The organism is Mitsuaria sp. WAJ17, from assembly GCF_014174515.1.
GTDB lineage: Bacteria > Pseudomonadota > Gammaproteobacteria > Burkholderiales > Burkholderiaceae_C > Roseateles_B.
In genome coordinates, this window is record NZ_JACJUG010000010.1 from 94,549 (window position 1) to 111,129 (window position 16,581).

At 67.8% G+C, this 16,581-nt stretch carries 16 protein-coding genes and 1 pseudogene; 10 read left to right on the forward strand and 7 right to left on the reverse strand.

Annotated features, from left to right (window positions below):
• Nucleotides 1–70: 70 nt before the first annotated feature.
• The 5 genes from H5407_RS10305 to H5407_RS10325 all read left to right on the forward strand — a co-directional run bounded on the left by H5407_RS10305 (nucleotide 71) and on the right by H5407_RS10325 (nucleotide 4,326).
• A complete protein-coding gene (locus tag H5407_RS10305) occupies nucleotides 71–862 on the forward strand; it encodes an ABC transporter substrate-binding protein (RefSeq protein ID WP_183104357.1) in 792 nt (263 codons plus the stop codon).
• 127 nt (nucleotides 863–989) lie between these two features.
• A complete protein-coding gene (locus tag H5407_RS10310) occupies nucleotides 990–1,682 on the forward strand; it encodes an ABC transporter permease (RefSeq protein WP_183104358.1) in 693 nt (230 codons plus the stop codon).
• Between the two features lie 12 nt (nucleotides 1,683–1,694).
• The gene (locus H5407_RS10315; protein WP_183104359.1) at nucleotides 1,695–2,381 is read left to right on the forward strand and encodes an ABC transporter permease; all 687 of its coding nucleotides are present in this window, start codon (nucleotides 1,695–1,697) and stop codon (nucleotides 2,379–2,381) included.
• Between the two features lie 54 nt (nucleotides 2,382–2,435).
• Entirely contained in the window at nucleotides 2,436–3,554 is a 1,119-nt protein-coding gene (locus H5407_RS10320; RefSeq protein ID WP_183104360.1) for a succinylglutamate desuccinylase/aspartoacylase family protein, read from the forward strand.
• Between the two features lie 4 nt (nucleotides 3,555–3,558).
• Entirely contained in the window at nucleotides 3,559–4,326 is a 768-nt protein-coding gene (locus H5407_RS10325; RefSeq protein ID WP_183104361.1) for an ABC transporter ATP-binding protein, read from the forward strand.
• Between the two features lie 421 nt (nucleotides 4,327–4,747).
• On the opposite strand, the gene H5407_RS10330 is transcribed toward H5407_RS10325, so the two are convergent.
• Both H5407_RS10330 and H5407_RS10335 read right to left on the reverse strand, forming a co-directional pair.
• Nucleotides 4,748–5,467 (reverse strand): DUF599 domain-containing protein, encoded by a 720-nt coding sequence (locus H5407_RS10330; RefSeq protein ID WP_183104362.1) that lies wholly within the window; start codon nucleotides 5,465–5,467, stop codon nucleotides 4,748–4,750.
• Nucleotides 5,468–5,537: 70 nt separating this feature from the next.
• Nucleotides 5,538–6,275 carry a pirin family protein gene (locus H5407_RS10335; protein WP_183104363.1) on the reverse strand — a complete coding sequence of 246 codons (738 nt, stop codon included), beginning with the start codon at nucleotides 6,273–6,275 and terminating at the stop codon, nucleotides 5,538–5,540.
• 187 nt (nucleotides 6,276–6,462) lie between these two features.
• Between H5407_RS10335 and H5407_RS10340 the strand changes: the two genes are divergently transcribed.
• From H5407_RS10340 to H5407_RS24275, 4 genes and pseudogenes are all read left to right on the forward strand, one after another.
• Nucleotides 6,463–7,374, forward strand: coding sequence for a LysR family transcriptional regulator (locus H5407_RS10340; protein WP_255501186.1), 912 nt, complete (start codon nucleotides 6,463–6,465; stop codon nucleotides 7,372–7,374).
• Nucleotides 7,371–8,294 carry a tRNA glutamyl-Q(34) synthetase GluQRS gene (gene gluQRS, locus H5407_RS10345; protein WP_183104365.1) on the forward strand — a complete coding sequence of 308 codons (924 nt, stop codon included), beginning with the start codon at nucleotides 7,371–7,373 and terminating at the stop codon, nucleotides 8,292–8,294. Before H5407_RS10340 ends, gluQRS begins: the two co-directional genes overlap by 4 nt.
• A 63-nt stretch (nucleotides 8,295–8,357) precedes the next feature.
• Nucleotides 8,358–8,702, forward strand: a pseudogene (locus tag H5407_RS24270) (FKBP-type peptidyl-prolyl cis-trans isomerase); the annotation flags it as partial.
• Between the two features lie 24 nt (nucleotides 8,703–8,726).
• Nucleotides 8,727–9,080 carry an FKBP-type peptidyl-prolyl cis-trans isomerase gene (locus tag H5407_RS24275; RefSeq protein WP_255501187.1) on the forward strand — a complete coding sequence of 118 codons (354 nt, stop codon included), beginning with the start codon at nucleotides 8,727–8,729 and terminating at the stop codon, nucleotides 9,078–9,080.
• 19 nt (nucleotides 9,081–9,099) lie between these two features.
• Here H5407_RS24275 and H5407_RS10355 read toward each other — a convergent pair whose 3' ends face one another.
• Entirely contained in the window at nucleotides 9,100–10,167 is a 1,068-nt protein-coding gene (locus tag H5407_RS10355) for a GNAT family N-acetyltransferase (protein WP_183104367.1), read from the reverse strand.
• Nucleotides 10,168–10,203: 36 nt separating this feature from the next.
• Here H5407_RS10355 and H5407_RS10360 point away from each other — a divergent pair, with 36 nt between their 5' ends.
• Nucleotides 10,204–11,517, forward strand: coding sequence for a chondroitinase-B domain-containing protein (locus tag H5407_RS10360; protein WP_183104368.1), 1,314 nt, complete (start codon nucleotides 10,204–10,206; stop codon nucleotides 11,515–11,517).
• Nucleotides 11,518–11,562: 45 nt separating this feature from the next.
• Here H5407_RS10360 and H5407_RS10365 read toward each other — a convergent pair whose 3' ends face one another.
• Genes H5407_RS10365 through H5407_RS10380 form a run of 4 tightly spaced genes read right to left on the reverse strand, consistent with a single transcriptional unit; the run spans nucleotide 11,563 to nucleotide 16,514 of the window.
• On the reverse strand, nucleotides 11,563–13,800 hold the full coding sequence (locus H5407_RS10365) for a polysaccharide deacetylase family protein (RefSeq protein WP_183104369.1): 2,238 nt from the start codon (nucleotides 13,798–13,800) through the stop codon (nucleotides 11,563–11,565).
• Between the two features lie 20 nt (nucleotides 13,801–13,820).
• Nucleotides 13,821–15,134, reverse strand: a complete 1,314-nt coding sequence (locus tag H5407_RS10370) for a putative O-glycosylation ligase, exosortase A system-associated (protein ID WP_183104370.1) — start codon at nucleotides 15,132–15,134, stop codon at nucleotides 13,821–13,823.
• Nucleotides 15,127–15,351 (reverse strand): hypothetical protein, encoded by a 225-nt coding sequence (locus tag H5407_RS10375; RefSeq protein ID WP_183104371.1) that lies wholly within the window; start codon nucleotides 15,349–15,351, stop codon nucleotides 15,127–15,129. Before H5407_RS10375 ends, H5407_RS10370 begins: the two co-directional genes overlap by 8 nt.
• On the reverse strand, nucleotides 15,348–16,514 hold the full coding sequence (locus H5407_RS10380; RefSeq protein WP_183104372.1) for a TIGR03088 family PEP-CTERM/XrtA system glycosyltransferase: 1,167 nt from the start codon (nucleotides 16,512–16,514) through the stop codon (nucleotides 15,348–15,350). Before H5407_RS10380 ends, H5407_RS10375 begins: the two co-directional genes overlap by 4 nt.
• Nucleotides 16,515–16,581 lie beyond the last annotated feature (67 nt).

Below are 16,581 nucleotides of genomic sequence, written 5' to 3' on the forward strand. Positions count from 1 at the left end.
CGAGCGCCGCCTGCGGCCGTGCAAGATCGAGTTTTTCCAACCCAGTCTCGCAAGACGAGCAGGAGACCCCATGAAGAAACGCCATCTGATCGCACTGGCCGCCATGGCCACCCTGGGCTTCAGCGCCATCAGCGCCTCGGCCCAGGCCCCCGATTGGAAGAAGATCCGCATCGGCGTCGAAGGCGCATACCCTCCGTTCTCGGAAGTCGGTGCTGACGGCAAGCTCAAGGGCTTCGAGATCGACCTGGCCATGGCCCTGTGCGCCGAGATGAAGGCTGAATGCACCCTGGTGCAGCAGGACTTCGACGGCCTCATCCCCGCCCTGCAGGCCAAGAAGATCGACGCCATCATTGCCTCCATGTCCATCACGGACGAGCGCAAGAAGGCCATCGCCTTTTCCAACCCCTACTACAACACCCCGGCCCGCTTCGCCGCCAAGGCCGATGCCAAGTTTGACTTCAGCCCCGCCGGCCTGAAGGGCAAGAAGATCGGCGTGCAGCGCGCCACCATCCACGAAAAGTTCGTGGCCGAGACCTTCAAGCAGAGCAATATCGTGCGCTACGCCACCCAGGACCAGGCCTTCCTGGACCTGAAGTCCGGCCGCATCGACCTGACCATCGCCGATCTCGTGGCCGTGGACCAGGGCTTCCTGAAGACCCCGGCCGGCAAAGGCTTCGCCTTCCAGGGCCCCAGCTATGACGACGTGAAGTACTTCGGTATCGGCTCCGGCGTGGGCATGCGCAAGGCCGATGAAAAGGCCCTGGCCAAGAAGTTCAACGACGCCATCGGCGCCGTCAAGGCCAATGGCACCTTCAAGAAGCTGAACGACAAGTACTTCGAGTACGACATCTCGGCCAAGTAAGACCGGAGCGGGGCCCCGCGCCCCGGGGGTCCGGATGCGCTGATAATGCGCCCGGACCTCGATTCATGGAGGCGCCCGCCGCGACCCGGGGGCGCCTCGGTTTTTCTATCTCGCAGTACCACCACCGATGTTCCTGCACGGTTTCCTGCCCAGCCTGCTCCAAGGCTCGGTGATCACGCTCAGCGTGGCCCTCGCCTCCATGGCCCTGGCCATGGTGCTGGGCCTGCTCGGGGCCATGGCCAAGCTGTCCCGCTGGCGCTGGGCCAAGACCCTGGCCTACATCTACACCACCTTGATCCGCGGCGTGCCGGACCTGGTGCTGATGCTGCTGATCTTCTTCGGCGGCCAGGTGGCGGTGAACTCGATCGCCCAGTCCCTGGGCCACGAGGAATACATCGACATCGACCCCTATGTGGCCGGCGTGCTGACCATTGGCTTCATCTTCGGCGCCTACCTCACCGAGGCCTTCCGCGGCGCGTTCCTGGCCGTGCCGCCGGGGCAGCGCGAGGCCGGCCTGGCTTATGGCATGTCGCCCGCGCAGATCGCCTGGCGCGTCACTTTCCCGCAGATGTTTCGGCATGTGCTGCCGGGGCTGTCCAACAACTGGCTGGTGCTGATCAAGAGCACGGCCATCGTCTCCGTGATCGGCCTGCATGACCTGATGACCCGTGGCTCGCAGGCGGCCGGCACCACGCGCGAGCCCTTCGTTTTCTATGCCGCCGTGGCGGTGATCTACCTGGGCTTCACCACGCTCTCCGAGCTGCTGTTCAACTGGCTGCAGAAGCGCCTGTCGATCGGCGTGCGCCAGAGCCATTTCTGAGCGGAGCGCGCCATGAATTTCGAAGCCATCCAAGAGAACTGGCCCCACTACCTCGAAGGCGCCTGGGTCACGCTGCAGCTGCTGGCCATTTCCCTGGCCCTGGGGCTGAGCGCCGCCATCCCGCTGGCCGTGCTGAGGGTGAGCCGCCGGAAGTGGATCTCGGGCCCGATCTGGTTCTACACCTATGTCTTCCGCGGCACGCCCATGCTGGTGCAGCTCTTCCTCATCTACTACGGCCTGGGCCAGTTCGAGTGGATGCAGCAAAGCTGGGCCTGGGAGTACTTCAGCTCCGCCTGGTTCTGCGCCTGCCTGAGCTTCGTGCTCAACACCTGCGCCTACACGGTGGAGATCATCGCGGGCTCCATCCGCGCACTGCCGGCTGGCGAGATCGAGGCCGCGCGCGCCCTGGGCATGAGCCCCTGGGTGATGTTCCGCCGCATCGTGCTGCCCTCGGCCCTGCGTCGCGCCCTGCCGGCCTACAGCAACGAGGCCATCTTCATGCTGCACGGCACATCGCTGGCCAGCATCGTGACCCTCATGGACCTCACCGGCGTGGCCCGTGAAGTGAACTCGACCTACTACATCCCCTTCGAGGCCTTCATCACCGCCGCCGTCTTCTACTTCCTGATGACGCTCACCCTGGTCGGCCTCTTCCACAAGGCCGAGGCCCGCTGGCTCAAGCCGCTGATGCCGCGCTGACCCTGCGCCGACGGGCGGGGGCGCCCAAGCGCGCACCCCGCCGGAGTCCTCACCATGCAGATCCAGACCCATTCCCTACTCTCACCGTCCCCGGGCACGCAGCGCGAGCTGGTCTCGCTGCATTACGGCCAGCCCGGTCGCGGGCCCAAGGTTTACATTCAGGCCTCCCTGCATGCCGACGAGCTGCCTGGCATGCTCACCGCTTGGCACCTGCGCCGGCAGCTCGATGCGCTGGACGCCGCCGGCCAGATCACCGGCGAGATCGTGCTCGTGCCCATGGCGAATCCCATCGGCCTCTCGCAATGGCTGCTACAGGGCCACCTGGGCCGCTTCGAATTGCTCTCAGGCGAGAACTTCAACCGCCACTACCCCGACCAGATCGAGGCTGCGGCCCGCGCCGCCGAGCCCGAGCTGGGCGCGGATCCGGCCCTCAATGTGGCCGTGCTGCGCCGGGAGCTGAAGAAGGCCGTGCTGGCCCAGCCCGTGGACACCGAGCTACAGAGCCTGCGCCGCACGCTGATGGGTCTGTCCTGCGACGCCGACGTGGTGCTGGACCTGCACTGCGACGCGCAGGCCGTGCTGCACCTCTACTGCGAGACGCCGGCGGCGGACCAGTGCGCCCCGCTCGCCCGCTTCCTGGGCTCGCGCGTCACCCTGCTGGCCACCGACTCGGGTGACAACCCCTTCGACGAAGCCTGCTCGCAGGTCTGGTGGAAATGGCAACGCCACTTTGGCGATCGCTTCCCTATCCCGCAGGCCTGCCTTTCGGTCACCGTGGAGCTGCGCGGCCAGCAGGACGTGGAGCATGCGCTGGCCGAGCAGGATGCCGCCAACATCCTCGACTACCTGCGCTGGCGCGGCGCCTTGGCCGGTGAGGCCAAGGCCGTGCCCGAGGCGGTGGGCGACGCCCGCCCGCTGGCTGGCTCCATGCCCATCAAGTCGCCCGCGAGTGGCGTGCTGACCTTCCTGCGCCAGCCCGGCGAGGAGGTCCGCGAGGGTGAGGTGCTTGCCCATGTGATCGACCCCGTGACCGCCCGGCTGACGGAGCTCAAGAGCCCGGTGGACGGTCTTCTCTTTGCGCGGGACAACCTGCGCTTCGTCACCGCGGGCGCACGCGTCGCAAAGGTGGCCGGATTGAATGCATTGCGCAGCGGCAAGCTGCTGGGAGCCTGACAAGATGAGTGCCAGCCTGAAAGTCGAGAACCTGCACAAGCGCTACGGCGACCGCGAGGTGCTCAAGGGCGTTTCGCTGACCGCCAACAAAGGCGACGTCATCACCCTGATCGGCTCCAGCGGCTCCGGCAAGAGCACCTTCCTGCGCTGCCTGAACCTGCTGGAGCAGCCCTACGAGGGCCAGCTGTGGCTGCACGACGAGGAAATGAAACTGGTGCGTGACCGCGATGGCAGCCTCAAGGCCGCCGACGCCAAGCAGCTGCAGCACTGGCGCTCCCGCTTGGCCATGGTGTTCCAGAACTTCAACCTCTGGGCCCACCGCACCGTGATCGAGAACGTCATCGAGGCCCCCGTACACGTGCTGGGGGTGCCTAAGGCCCAGGCCCTGGAGAAGGCCGAGGCCTTGCTGGCCCGTGTGGGCGTTGCCCATCGCAAGGATGTCTACCCGGCCCAGCTCTCGGGCGGCGAGCAGCAGCGCGTGGCCATCGCCCGAGCACTGGCGGTTGAGCCCGAGGTGATGCTGTTCGACGAACCCACCTCGGCCCTCGACCCGGAGCTGGTGGGCGAGGTGCTGAAGGTGATGCGCGACCTGGCCGCCGAAGGCCGCACCATGATCGTCGTCACCCATGAAATGGGCTTTGCCCGCGAGGTGTCCAACCACACCCTCTTCCTGCACCAGGGCCGGGTGGAGGAACAGGGGCATCCCAAGGAGATCCTGGTCAATCCGCAGTGCGATCGACTCAAGGCCTTCCTTAGCGGGGGATTGAAGTAGCCCCCCCCTACCGGCTGCGCCGGCCCCCCCCAAGGGGGGCGAGCTCGGGAGCCCGGCGGAGCCGGATCTCCGAGCTCCGCTGGAGGCAAAGCGGGACCGTTGACGGGTCCCGTTTTGCATTGGACGGCGCGCCTCTTAGTCGGGGGCTCGCCCTCGGGTTGAAGCAGCCCCCCCCTACCGGCTGCGCCGGCCCCCCCAGGGGGGGCGAGCTCGGGAGCCCGGCGGAGCCGGATCTCCAAGCTCCGCTGGAGGCAAAGCGGGACCGTTGACGGGTCCCGTTTTGCATTGGGCGGCGCGCCTCTTAGTCGGGGGCTCGCCCTCGGGTTGCAGCTTCTCCGAGGACGCCACCGGTCAGGACATCTCCGGTTCGCTGGCCCTCAGTGCAGGGGGGCGACGCCGCTGCACTGAGGGCTGGCGGCCGTCAGCGCTGCACCGCCTCGCGCAGCACATCCAGCACCTCGGAGTGGAACTCGCGCTGGTAGAGGATGTAAATAACGCCCACGGTTGCGGCCAGCATGGCCCAGGGCGAGAAGAACCAGGCGATGGCGGCGAAGGCAAGGTAGTAGGCCCGCAGGCCATCGTTGAAGGTCTCGGCGGCCATTCCCACCACGCGGCCCGCGCGGTCAGCAAAGGCGTCGCGGTCCAGGCCCTCGTTCAGGTACTGCTCGGACTCCGGCGCCGAAGCCACCAGCAGCGCGCCGAAGGTGTACTGGCGCATGCTCCAGGTGAAGCGAAAGAAGGCGTAGATGAAGATGGCCGTCAGCAGCACCAGTTTCAGGTCGAAGACCAGGTTGCTGGTGGTCGCGGCGAAGGGCAGCTCCTTGACCAGCTCGCTGGCCTTGTCGCTGGCACCCAGCGCCGCCAGCAGGCCGCCCAGGATCAGGATGGTGGTGGAGGCGAAGAAGGAGGGGCTGGAGGCCAGGCTCTGCACCACCACGCCATCGATCACCCTCACCTCCCGGAAGGTGACCTGCATCATCCAGCGGCGCCGGACCTGGTTGGTGATCGCCAACAGCGAGCCCTTCTGCTGGGCCCGGTGCCGGGCAAACTGGGCGTAGCCCACCCAGGCCACGAAGAAGCCCGCGAGGGCCAGCCAGTCGGCCAGGGGTAACAGGCCCAGATGCGAGAACAGCTTTTGCATCTCGGCAGTGTAGCGAGGGCCCATGGGCGCCGACGCGGCCCTTGGGCCCCTGCGACAGGGCGAGGGTCGATCAGGGTGCCAGGTCGAAGACCAGCACCTCGGCACCCTCGCCGTCGGCCAACTGGAGCTGCTCCACATCCTTCAGCTGCAGGGCATCGCCAGCGGCCAGGCGCTGGCCGTTGGCGCTGAGTTTGCCGCGGATCAGGTGCACATAGGCCAGACGGCCAGCGGGCAGGGCCAGGGTCCCACTTTCCGCACCATCAAACAGGCCGGCGTAGACCCGGGCGTTGGCATGGATCATCACGGCGTCCACGGCACTGGCCTCGCCCGCCGGCGCCGCGATCAGGGCCAGGCGACCGCGCTTGCGCTGCACCTCGATGTGCTTCTGCTCATAGCCCGGCGCCACGCCGCGCTGGTTGGGCTGGATCCAGATCTGCAGGAAGTGGGTGGCGCGGTCCTTGGCGTGGTTGAACTCGCTGTGCAGCACGCCGGTGCCAGCACTCATGCGCTGCACGTCGCCCGGGCGGATCACGCCCGCATTGGCGGCGTCAGCATCACCGTTGCCCATGCTGTCACGGTGGGCCAGCTCGCCGTCCAGCACGTAGCTGATGATCTCCATGTCGCGGTGGCCGTGGGTGCCAAAGCCAGTGCCGGGGGCAATGCGGTCCTCGTTGATCACTCGCAGGGCACCGAAGCCCATGCGGGCCGGGTCGTAGTAGTCGGCAAAGGAAAAGCTGTGGAAACTCTTCAGCCAGCCATGGTCGGCATAGCCTCGGTCACAGGAACGGATCAGCTGGGTTTGGGACATGGTGCGGTTCTCCTGTCCTCACTGTAGGGATCCCCGCCCAGGCCGGGGTCGAGTGCGCTTGAAGCCATCGTTCAAATAAGATGAAGCCATGCCGCCCAAAGAACCTGCCAGCCCCTACGCCATTGGCACCCTTTCGCTGGAAACCCAGCAGACCAGCCGACGCGTGCTGACGCCCGAAGCCCTGTCCATGATGGACAGCATCGCCCGCACCGGCAGCTTCGCCGCCGCCGCGCGTGAAATGGGCAAGGTGCCCTCCGCACTCACCTACAGCGTGCGCCAACTGGAGGACGCCCTGGATGTGCTCCTCTTCGACCGCAGCTCGCGCCAGGCCGTGCTGACCGCTGCCGGGCAGGAGCTCCTGGCCGAGGGCCGCCGCCTTCTGCAGGAAATGGACGCCGTGGCCAACCGCGTGCGTCGCGTGGCCACGGGTTGGGAAAGCACACTGACGGTGGCCATTGACGACGCCATCGCCCGCCGGGCGGTCTATGACCTCATGGAAGCCTTCTTCCAGCTGAGGGAGGACGGCCTGCCGCCGCCCACTCGGCTGAAGCTGCGCACCGAGGTACTGGCGGGCACCTGGGAGGCCCTGAGCTCGGGCCAGGCCGACCTGGCCATCGGCACCACCACCCAGCCGCCCGGCAGCAGCTTCCACTGCGAGCCCCTGGGCGAGATGGAGATGATCTTCGTCGTGGCCCCCCACCACCCGCTGGCCAGCCATGAGGGTGCGCTGGACCCGGGCACCATCGCCCTGCACCGCATCATCGCGGTAGCCGACACGGCCCGGCAACTGCTGCCCATGACCGTTGGCGTCATGCCAGGCCAGGAGGTGCTGACCATGCCCTCCATGGCCGCCAAGCTGGAGGCCCTGCTGCGCGGTCTGGGCTGCGGTTCCCTGCCCCGCTCCATGGTTCGGCGGCATGTGGAGGCGGGCCGCCTCGTGCACAAGCCCTATGCCCAGCCGCGCCCACCCGTGGTGCTGAACTACGCCTGGCGCGCCGGCCATCCGCCGGCGCGTGCCCTGACCTGGTGGCTGCAGCAGCTGCGCAGCCCCGTCACACGGGGGGCTCTGCTGGAGCAGCATGAGGGCCTGCTGCTGTGAGTCGATACGCAGCGGGCCCTGCCTATCGTGGCCGCTTCGCCCCCTCTCCCACCGGCCTTCTTCATGCCGGCTCCCTGGTCGCGGCACTGGCCAGTTGGCTGGACGCGCGCGCCCACGGCGGTCAATGGCTGGTGCGCATCGAGGACCACGACCAGGGCCGTTGCGTGCCCGGTGCGGATCAGGCCATCCTCGCCCAGCTCCAGACCCTGGGGCTGATGCCCGACGAGCCGCCCGTCTGGCAGTCGCAGCGACAGGCGCTGTACGCCCGGGCCCTGCAACGCCTGATGGAGAGCGGCTGGGTCTATGGCTGCGACTGCACGCGCAAGTCCATCGCCGACGCCCTGGCCGCGCAGGCACCGGGCAAGCCCAGGCACGGCGAGCTGGTCTACCCCGGCACCTGCCGGCATCGCCACCTCGGCCCGACGCAGGCCCGCGCCTGGCGCCTGCTGAGCACCGCTGACCTCGCAGGCACGCAAGACCTGACCCTCAGCTGGCAGGACCGCCGCCTGGGCCCCCAACAGCAGTCACTGAGCGAGGCCGTGGGCGACTTCGTGCTGCGCCGCGCGGACGGGCTGTGGGCCTACCAGCTCTGTGTGGTGGTGGACGATGCCGATCAGGGCATCACAGACGTCGTCCGCGGCGAGGATCTGGCGGACAACACGCCGCGCCAGATCCGTCTCCAGCAGCTCCTGGGCCTGCCCGCCCTGCGCTACCTGCACACGCCCCTGGTGCTGGGTGCCAATGGCGAGAAGCTCTCCAAGCAAAACGGCGCACGACCGCTGGATCTGGACCAGCCGCTGGCCACGCTGCAGCGCGCCGGCGCCGCCCTGGGCCTGAACGCCCTTCCCGGCACGACGATCGCCGACTGGCTGGCCGCCGCCGTGAGGGCATGGACGGCGGCCGGCGCAGCCCTTCTTTGATGGCATGATCCCGGGATTCGCGCATTTCGCGTTTTTTGCATTTCTCTCCACGAGGTTCCATCCATGATCACCACCTCCACCGGCCTGCAGTACGAAGACACCCAGGTCGGCGACGGCGCCGAGGCCAAAGCCGGCCATGACGTGCGCGTGCACTACACCGGCTGGCTGTACAAGGACGGCGTCAAGGGCGCCAAGTTCGACTCCAGCAAGGACCGCGGCCAGCCCTTCGAATTCGAGCTCGACGGCGGCATGGTGATCAAGGGTTGGGACGAGGGCGTGCAAGGCATGAAGATCGGAGGCACCCGTGTGTTGGTGATCCCGGCGCAGCTGGGCTATGGCGCCCGCGGCGCGGGTGGCGTCATTCCGCCCAATGCCACGCTGATGTTCGAGGTGGAGCTGCTGGGTCTGTCCGGCGGTTCCGAGCCGCTGGAACTGAATCTGCAGACCACCGCCAGCGGCCTGCAGTTCGAGGACGTGGTCCTGGGCGAAGGCACCGAGGCCGTCTCCGGCAAGCGTGTGATCGTGCACTACACCGGCTGGCTCTACAAGAACGGCCAGCGCGGCAAGAAGTTCGATTCCAGCAAGGACCGCAATGACCCCTTCAAGTTCCACCTCGACGCCGGCCAAGTCATCAAGGGCTGGGACGAGGGCGTGCAGGGCATGAAGGTCGGTGGCAAGCGCATGCTGGTGATCCCCTCCGAGCTGGGCTATGGCCCCTACGGCGCTGGCGGCGTGATCCCGCCCAACGCCACGCTGCTGTTCGAGGTGGAGCTGCTCGCCGTCTGAGCCTCCCGCTGAACCAGGCTCAGGCCACGTCCTGGGCCGTGTCGGCCACTTCTGTGCCCGCACTGTGCGGGCGCAGCCTTTTCAGCAAGCCCTTGATCCAACGGCCGCCAAAATGCCGCAGAGCCGGCACCCAGGCCGCCGGGCGACGCAGGTCGAAGGCGACCAGGCCCAGGAACTCGCGGCGCTCGCTGACCCAGTCGCGCTTGTAGGCTTCGGATCCGTTGAGGTAGTCGATGAGCTGCACTTCGCCGCTGTTCAGCGTGTCCTGGAACAGGTTGGCAGACAGTACCGTGCCCACGCCCAGCCTCGCGGCGCTGTCGCGGTAGGCCAGCTTGTAGATGCTGGCCACCCCCTCGTGCACCCACCACAGCTGGGCCGCCTGTGCCACGCCCTGCAGGCGCAGAACGCCCAGTCGCAGGCGCCCGTCGGCGGCTAGCAGCTGTACCAGTTCGCGGATGAACTCGGGGCGGGCCTCGCCCTGCTTCCAGCTGTCCCGGTAGACCGACTCGAAGTCCTGCAGCGCGCGGTCGAGCGCCGGTCCCGGCGCCTTCACAATCTCGACGCTCAGCCCATGCTCGGCCACCAGGCGCTTGCGGGCGCGGCGTTCGGTGTTGCGCAGCCTGGACGAGCGCGTCGCCCAGTAGGGCTCGAAGCGCAGGCCCTCGCAGGGCAGCACCCAGTTCTCGAAGCAGTGGTACAGGTCCGTGCGGTAGCCCGCTGATGCCAGCCCGCCCTGCAGCAGGCGCAACTCGGCACTGCCCGCCTGCAAGGGCTGCAGGCTCAGCACGGCTCCTTGCGGATCTGCCCGCAGCTGTTGGCCCAACCGCGCAGCGGCCTGCGAGGCCTCGATCGAATCCCAGGCCGGTGCCGAAGGCTCAATCAGCGGCCCGAAGCGCGGGCTGTAGTAGTTGCCAAGCGCCGTCAGCCGGGCACCGGCAGGCGCGACGGGGCGCGCATGCCGGCACAGCCATATCGACAGGCGACGACCGGCACTGGCTTCGGCACTGAACAACTCGGGCTCACCCTCCCCCCCCAGACCACGGGAGGCCATGAGGCGAAACCAGGGCGCCGTCTGGAACAAGGACATCAGAGAATCGGGGCTGCCATTGCCCCGCCCATGTCCATGAAAGTCCGACGACTGCCCCTCATTGCTGCTGCCCTGCTGCTGCTCGTGCTCATTGTCTCGTTCAAGCTGGTCTACGCGGACCTGGATCGCCTGGGCGGCACGCCCTGGACCTCCAAGCGCGGCAATGACTACGCCCGCTACCTGCTCAAGCGCCTGGAAGGCCATCCCAAGCTGGAGACGGTCTTCCAGCCACTGCTGCAGGGCTGGCAGTCCTGGCTGGAGCCGGAGGTGGACCTCAGCCAGCACCCCGATCACGGCCGCGGCGCGCGCGCCGAAAGCGCCCGCAGTGTAAGACAGCAGGCCCTGGCCGGGCACGGCAAGATCGACGAGGACCTGGGCCGGCGCCTGCGACTGGTGGACAGCCCCGCCGCCCTGGAGCAGGCCCTGCAGGAGGCCCGGCCCGGTGACATCCTCGAGCTGGCCGATGGCCGCTACCCCATCACCCGCTCGCTGTGGACGCGCACCGCAGGCACGGCCGAGCAGCCTATCACCCTGCGCGCGGCCCACCCTCGCGCCGCCGTGCTGGTCTCGGAGACGGCCACGCTGTTCGAGATCACCGAGCCCCACTGGCACTTCGAGGACCTGGACATCGAAGGGCATTGCAAGCCGCCCGGCTGTGAGCACGCCTTGCATGTGACGGGCAAGGCCAGCCACTTCCGGGCGGAGAACAACGTGATCAGCGACTTCGATTCACACGTCAAGGTGAACGGCAGCAAGGGGCTGTTCCCCGACCATGGCCGCCTGAGCCGCAACACCCTGCTCAACAAGGGCGAGCGCGTCAGTGCACGCCCGGCCAACCCGGTGGACATCGTGGCCGCCAGCCACTGGGTGATCGGCGAGAACATCGTGCGCCACTTCGTGCACCCCGACGACAAGACCAGCAGCTACGGCATCTTCATGAAGGGCGGCGGCAGCAGCGGCCGCATCGAGCGCAACCTGGTCATCTGCGCGGCCCAGGGCGTATCTTCGCGCGGCACGCGGCTGGGGATTTCCTTCGGGGGAGGGCTGACCGGTCCCAGCTTCTGCCGGGATCAGCTGTGCCGCACCGAGCACGAGAACGGTCTCGCACGCGCGAACATCGTGGCCAACTGCAATGACGCCGGCCTGGACATCAACCACTCGACCAGCATCACGCTGGAAGGCAATGTGCTGATCAACACCGCCGGCATCAACGTGCGCGGCACCAGCCCCGCGGCACGGCTGATCGGCAACCTGGGCGACGGCTCCGTGCGGACCTTCGCCAACAAGGACGTCAGCAGCGACGGCCTGGGCCGCGCGCCGCTGGACGCACAGCTGAAGATCCTGCCCTGAGCCCTTGTGGTGCGAGTGGGTGGTGCGAGTGGGTGGTGCGAGTGATCAGCCTCGCAGCGGTGCATCGTTGCTGCGCGCGTCGATGGAGATCATCAACTGCGCCAGCTGCCAGGCGCCATGCTGGCGCGAGGTGGGCGACACCGCCTCCAGGGTGCGCACCGGCTGGCGGCAGCTGGCCGCGTCCGCCGCGAAGGCATCGTAGGACTGCAGCAAGGCCGCCTCGATGGCCTGCTCGTCCAGCACATCGACATTGCGCACGCCCTCGAACTGCGCCAGGCGCTGCGCCGTGATGCCCGCGCAGTCCACCAGGGCCAGGATGGGCCGAAGCGCCCGCAGGTATTCGTAGATCTTGGCGGGGATCTGGTTGTTGAAGGCCGAGCCCTGGAACACCAGCAGCAGGTCCGCGCCCATCATTTCCTGCAGGGCCTGGCGATAGGGCACGGGGCCGGCCACATCGACCATGTCCTCCACACCGAACTTCTGGGCCAGCTCTCGGATGGCCTGGTCGGCGCCCGGCGCACGGAAACGCACGCACAGGCGGGAGGCCTCGATGCGGCCACTGTCGCGCAGTCGGGCCATCACGCGGAAGAGGTTGCTGGGATCGCGCTCCTTGGGATAGATGGCGCCGCTGTGCAGCATCAGCAGGCGCCCGGGGGCGATGTCGAAGCGCTGCGCCTCGGCACCCACGAAAGAGCCCTCGTCGTAGCCGTTCTCGATCACATGGACGCGGCCTCGGGCCTCGGGGTAGCGGCGCTCGAAGAGCTGACGCGCGCCTTCCGTCGTCACCACGCAGCAGGTGGAGCGGCGCACCACCCAGCCCTCCAGGCGCGGCAGCAACCAGCGCTTGAGGCGGCTGGCGTCCCAGTCCTCGTGGTAGACAGGGTCTCGGAACTCTGCGATCCAGGGGCGGTTGGTCCAGCGGGCCACCATGCCGCCGATCAGATGGGCGGACAGGATGGGATAGGTGCTCCAGACCAGCTGCGCCTTGCGGCTGCGCACGAGGCGGATGCCGCGCCGCACGCCGCCAAAGAACCAGCTGGACCAGCGATCGGGCATGGCCAGCAGCTCGGGGTACTTGCCCCGGATGGAGAGATCGCGACGCACGTCCAGGGCCAGGGCGCGGTCCAGGCGGATGTCCGGCGGCACCTGGGCCATGAGGTCCACGCTGGTGCGCTCATAGGCACTGGCGCTGGCCGACAGCAGGCTCACGTCCCAGCCGGCCTCCGGCAGGATCTTGGCAAAGTTGAGGCTGCGCAGCACCCCGCTGGAGCCCGCCTGCGGCGGGAAATGGAAGGCCACCATCAAGGCGGCATGGGGACGTGCGGGTCGCGCCGGGTCGGGTTCGGGCGGTCGCATCAGATTGCCCAGCAACTGGAAGGCCCGGGACCTGGCCGTGGCGCCCCACGGCGTGAAGCGGCGCAGCTGCAGGAAGCAGCTCTCCAGCGTGGCATAGCCCTTCTGGGTGCTGACGCCGCAGGCATAGCCGGCACGGCGCACCATCTCCACATGCCGGCTGGTGTAATCCTTGCCGGGTTCACCATTGGGATAGGCAAAAGGCATGCGCTGGGGACCCAGGACGGCTTCGATATCAGCGCGGCTCTCGCGGATCTCGCGCTCCGCCTCTTCTTCACTGCAGCAGGACAGGATGGGATGGTTGACCGAATGGGCACCGATCTCCATGCCCATGGCCTGCAAGGCCTTCAAGTCCTCGCTGCCGAAGCAGTGGGGCCCGGCATAGTCGGGTCCGCACAGGCGCTCCAGCTGGGCCATGGCTTCGTGGCGCTGGTCCTGGGGCTGGTACTTCAGCGCGGCCGTCACGAGCCGCACCGCATCGACACGCCCCTCCCGGCAGCTGACATTCAACCCGGGCGTGGCCCCCGGCACGCCGGACAGGGTCGTCAGCCCTTGCGGCAGGTGGTGGATGGCGTGCTCGATGCGCTCGTTCCACAGCGGCTGCCCGCGCAGCTGTGCCGTGGTGATGAAGAAGGTGCCACGCAAGCCCTGACCCTGCAGCCAAGGCGCAACATGCTCGATCCAGCTCTTGTAGCCATCGTCGAAGGTCAGCACGACAGCCGGCTCCTTGAGCAGGCCGGCGCGCAGCAGGTCCACGGCCTCAGTCAAGGCGAGGATGCGGACGGAAGACCGCAGCTCGGTCACCAGGTCCTGGAAGCGCTCGAAGCTGTACTCGTGGGGGTCCAGCCGTTGCTCCTCGCGGGGCAGGCGATGGAAGGAGAGGATGGTCAGCTTGCCACGGCCGAACCTGCGGGTGAGAGATAGCATCATGGGCATGGCTCGGGCCGGGCTCAGGGCCGCAGCGCCGCCGTGGATTTCCGGGGATTGACCTGCTCGCGCACATGGCGGCGCACGCAGTCCGCCAGGGCCACCAGCATGTACTGGAAGTCGTAGAAGGCAGCGCTGAGGGCAGCGCCGGTGATCAGGAAGATGAACATCGCGCCGGCCACGGCGTTGATCATGTCAGCGGCCCAGAGCAGGTCGTCCCGCCCGGACTTCTTCACCAGGCGCTGCACCTCGCCGCGCGCCGTGAAGGCGGTCCACATGAGAGCCACGAAGATCAGCAGGCCGACGAAGCCCATGTCACCCAGCACCTCGAAATAGATGCTGTGGGCCGCCGCCGGGTAGTTGACGTTGGGCGTCTCGACGAAACCCAGCATCCCCTGCTTGTAGCGGAACTGCTCGAAGATCACCGGCGCCTGCACCGCCCGGAAGCCACCGCCGAAGACGGGGTTCTCCACCGCGATGGCGCTGGCACGCTTCCATGCCGTTACCCGGCCCATGAAGGAGGCATCCTCGTTGGCGGCCTGCAGCGTCTCCATCCGCTCAAACCAGCTGGACGGCGCCGCGGCGTAGATGGCCAGACCGATGGCCAGGAAGATCATCAGTCCCTTGAACTTCTGTCGGCCCATCAGCACCATCCAGACACCGAAGCAGACGAAGCCGATCAGCCCCCCACGGGACTTGGTGGCGATCACCGCCATGGCCACGAGGAACATGAAGCCCAGCAGGGCGTAGCGCCAGGGTCGGGTCTTGCTGTACTGCCACAGGTAGAAGGCCAGCGGCACCGACAGCAGCACCGACTGCGCGAAGTGGTTGTTGTCCCCCAGCTTGGCATTGCCCAGCACGATATGGGCCCCGCCCGAGGCCAGGAACTTGAGGCCCTCCACCACGCCGTGCCCGCCCAGTCCCAGCGCCATGATGATGACCATGGCCACCAGGCGGGTGCGGTTGACCACCAGCAGAGGCATCAGCAGGCATAGCAGGATGTTCTTCAGCAGATTGGTGGCGATCTCCCAGTTGCGCTCAATGCCCGCATAGGCCAGGCTGGCCACGAACAGGGCATGCAAAGAGAACAGCAGGAACAGGACCTGCGTCCCGCCCAGCTCCCAGCGCCCGACGATCTGCTTGCGCTGCGTCAGCATCAGCACCAGCGTCGAGACCGCGAAGATCATCACGTAGGGCACGCTGGCCATGAAGCCGAACATGTAGAAGCCCAGCGCCGCCAGATTGGCCCAGGACCACATCAGCAGGGACGCGAAGGCGCTGCGGACCACCAGCGGCGCCAGTCCCATCATGAAGACAAGGGTGATGATGTCACGCACGCGGGCCCCTCCCCTCGCCGGCACGGTCCGAGGCGGCGGGTTTGGGCGCCGGGGGCGGCGTCTTGGGGCTCTTGGCTTGCTTGGGCTGTTTGCCGCCCAAGCGGATGTCGAACCAGCCCAGCTCCTCCTCGTCCAGCTTGCCTCGGGCCTTGGACATGGTCCGCAGCAGCCAGCCCACACAAAGCAGCTGCGCAAAGATGACCAGGTACTCCTTCATCGCACGACCTGCCCTTTCCGGCTGGCAAACAGGGCCTCATAGCGGGCCAGCATGGCCTGCAGCGAGTAGGCGCTCTCGGCCCGTGAGCGCGCGGCCTCCTGCTGGGCCTGGCGTGCGCCGGGGTCCAGGCGCTGTGCCAGGGCCTGCCTCAGCGCCTGGGCCAACGCCATTGTGTCCGAGGGCGGCACCAGATGGCCGGCTGCCCCGCCGCCCAGCACGGCCGCGTTGCCGCCCACGGTGCTCGCGACGATGCCCATGCCCGTGGCCAGCGCCTCCTGCAGGGCGCAGGAGGTGCCCTCGGTCAGGGAGTTCAGCACGAACACATCCAGCGCGCGCAACACGGCGGGCACGTCCTGGCGCTGGCCAGCAAAAAAGACGCGGTCCTGCAGTCCTCGCTGCTCCACCAGCTCGCCCAGCGCCTGCCGCAGTGGCCCCTCCCCCACCAGGACCAGGCGCGCCCTGCGACAAGCCTCGTCGTCCATGGCCTGGAGTTGGGCAAAGGCTTCGATCAGCCGGGCCTGGTCCTTGACCGGATCCAGGCGGCCGACTGTGCCGATCAGCAGGTGCTCCCCGGCGCGGAAGGGCAACCCTTCGGGCCAGGCCTCGCCTGACTGCGGTGGACGGAAGCGCTCGGTGTCCACGCCATTGGTGATCAGCTGGATGCGTGCGGCCGGCACCCGGATGATGTCGCTCAGGTAATCGCGCACCTGGTCGGAGACAGCGATGAAGTCCTGGGCGAAAGGCGCCATGAGCCTTCGATTACGACGGTTCTTGAGATTGCTGCCGCCCGGATCGCTGACATCCCAACCATGCTCGGCATGGATGCGGCGCGGCACGCGGGCCAGGGCAGCCATGGGGAGGAAGTCCATCGCAGCCAGGTTGCAGCTGTGCAGCACATCGGGCGCCTGCTCGCGGAACAGCCGAAAAGCCTGCGGCCAGTAGGGCAGCGGGCCACCGGGCTGCTTCTTCAGGGCCAGGCATTGCACGTCCGGCGTCTCGAGGCGCGCCCGGTAGACAGGATCGACCTCGGTGAGTGCGACCAGCGTGTGGCGAAAGCGGTCCCGCGGCAGGCCGTTGATCAGCTGGGTGACGACATTCTCCAGGCCGCCGCTGGAGAAGCGGTAGACCAGGTGCATGACGTGCAGGCGGGAGTCAGTCTTCATGGAGAGGGCGAGAGGGCCGGGGTCAGGGGGCGGCATGCTCAGGAGCCGGGCAGAAGGGCAGTGTGGC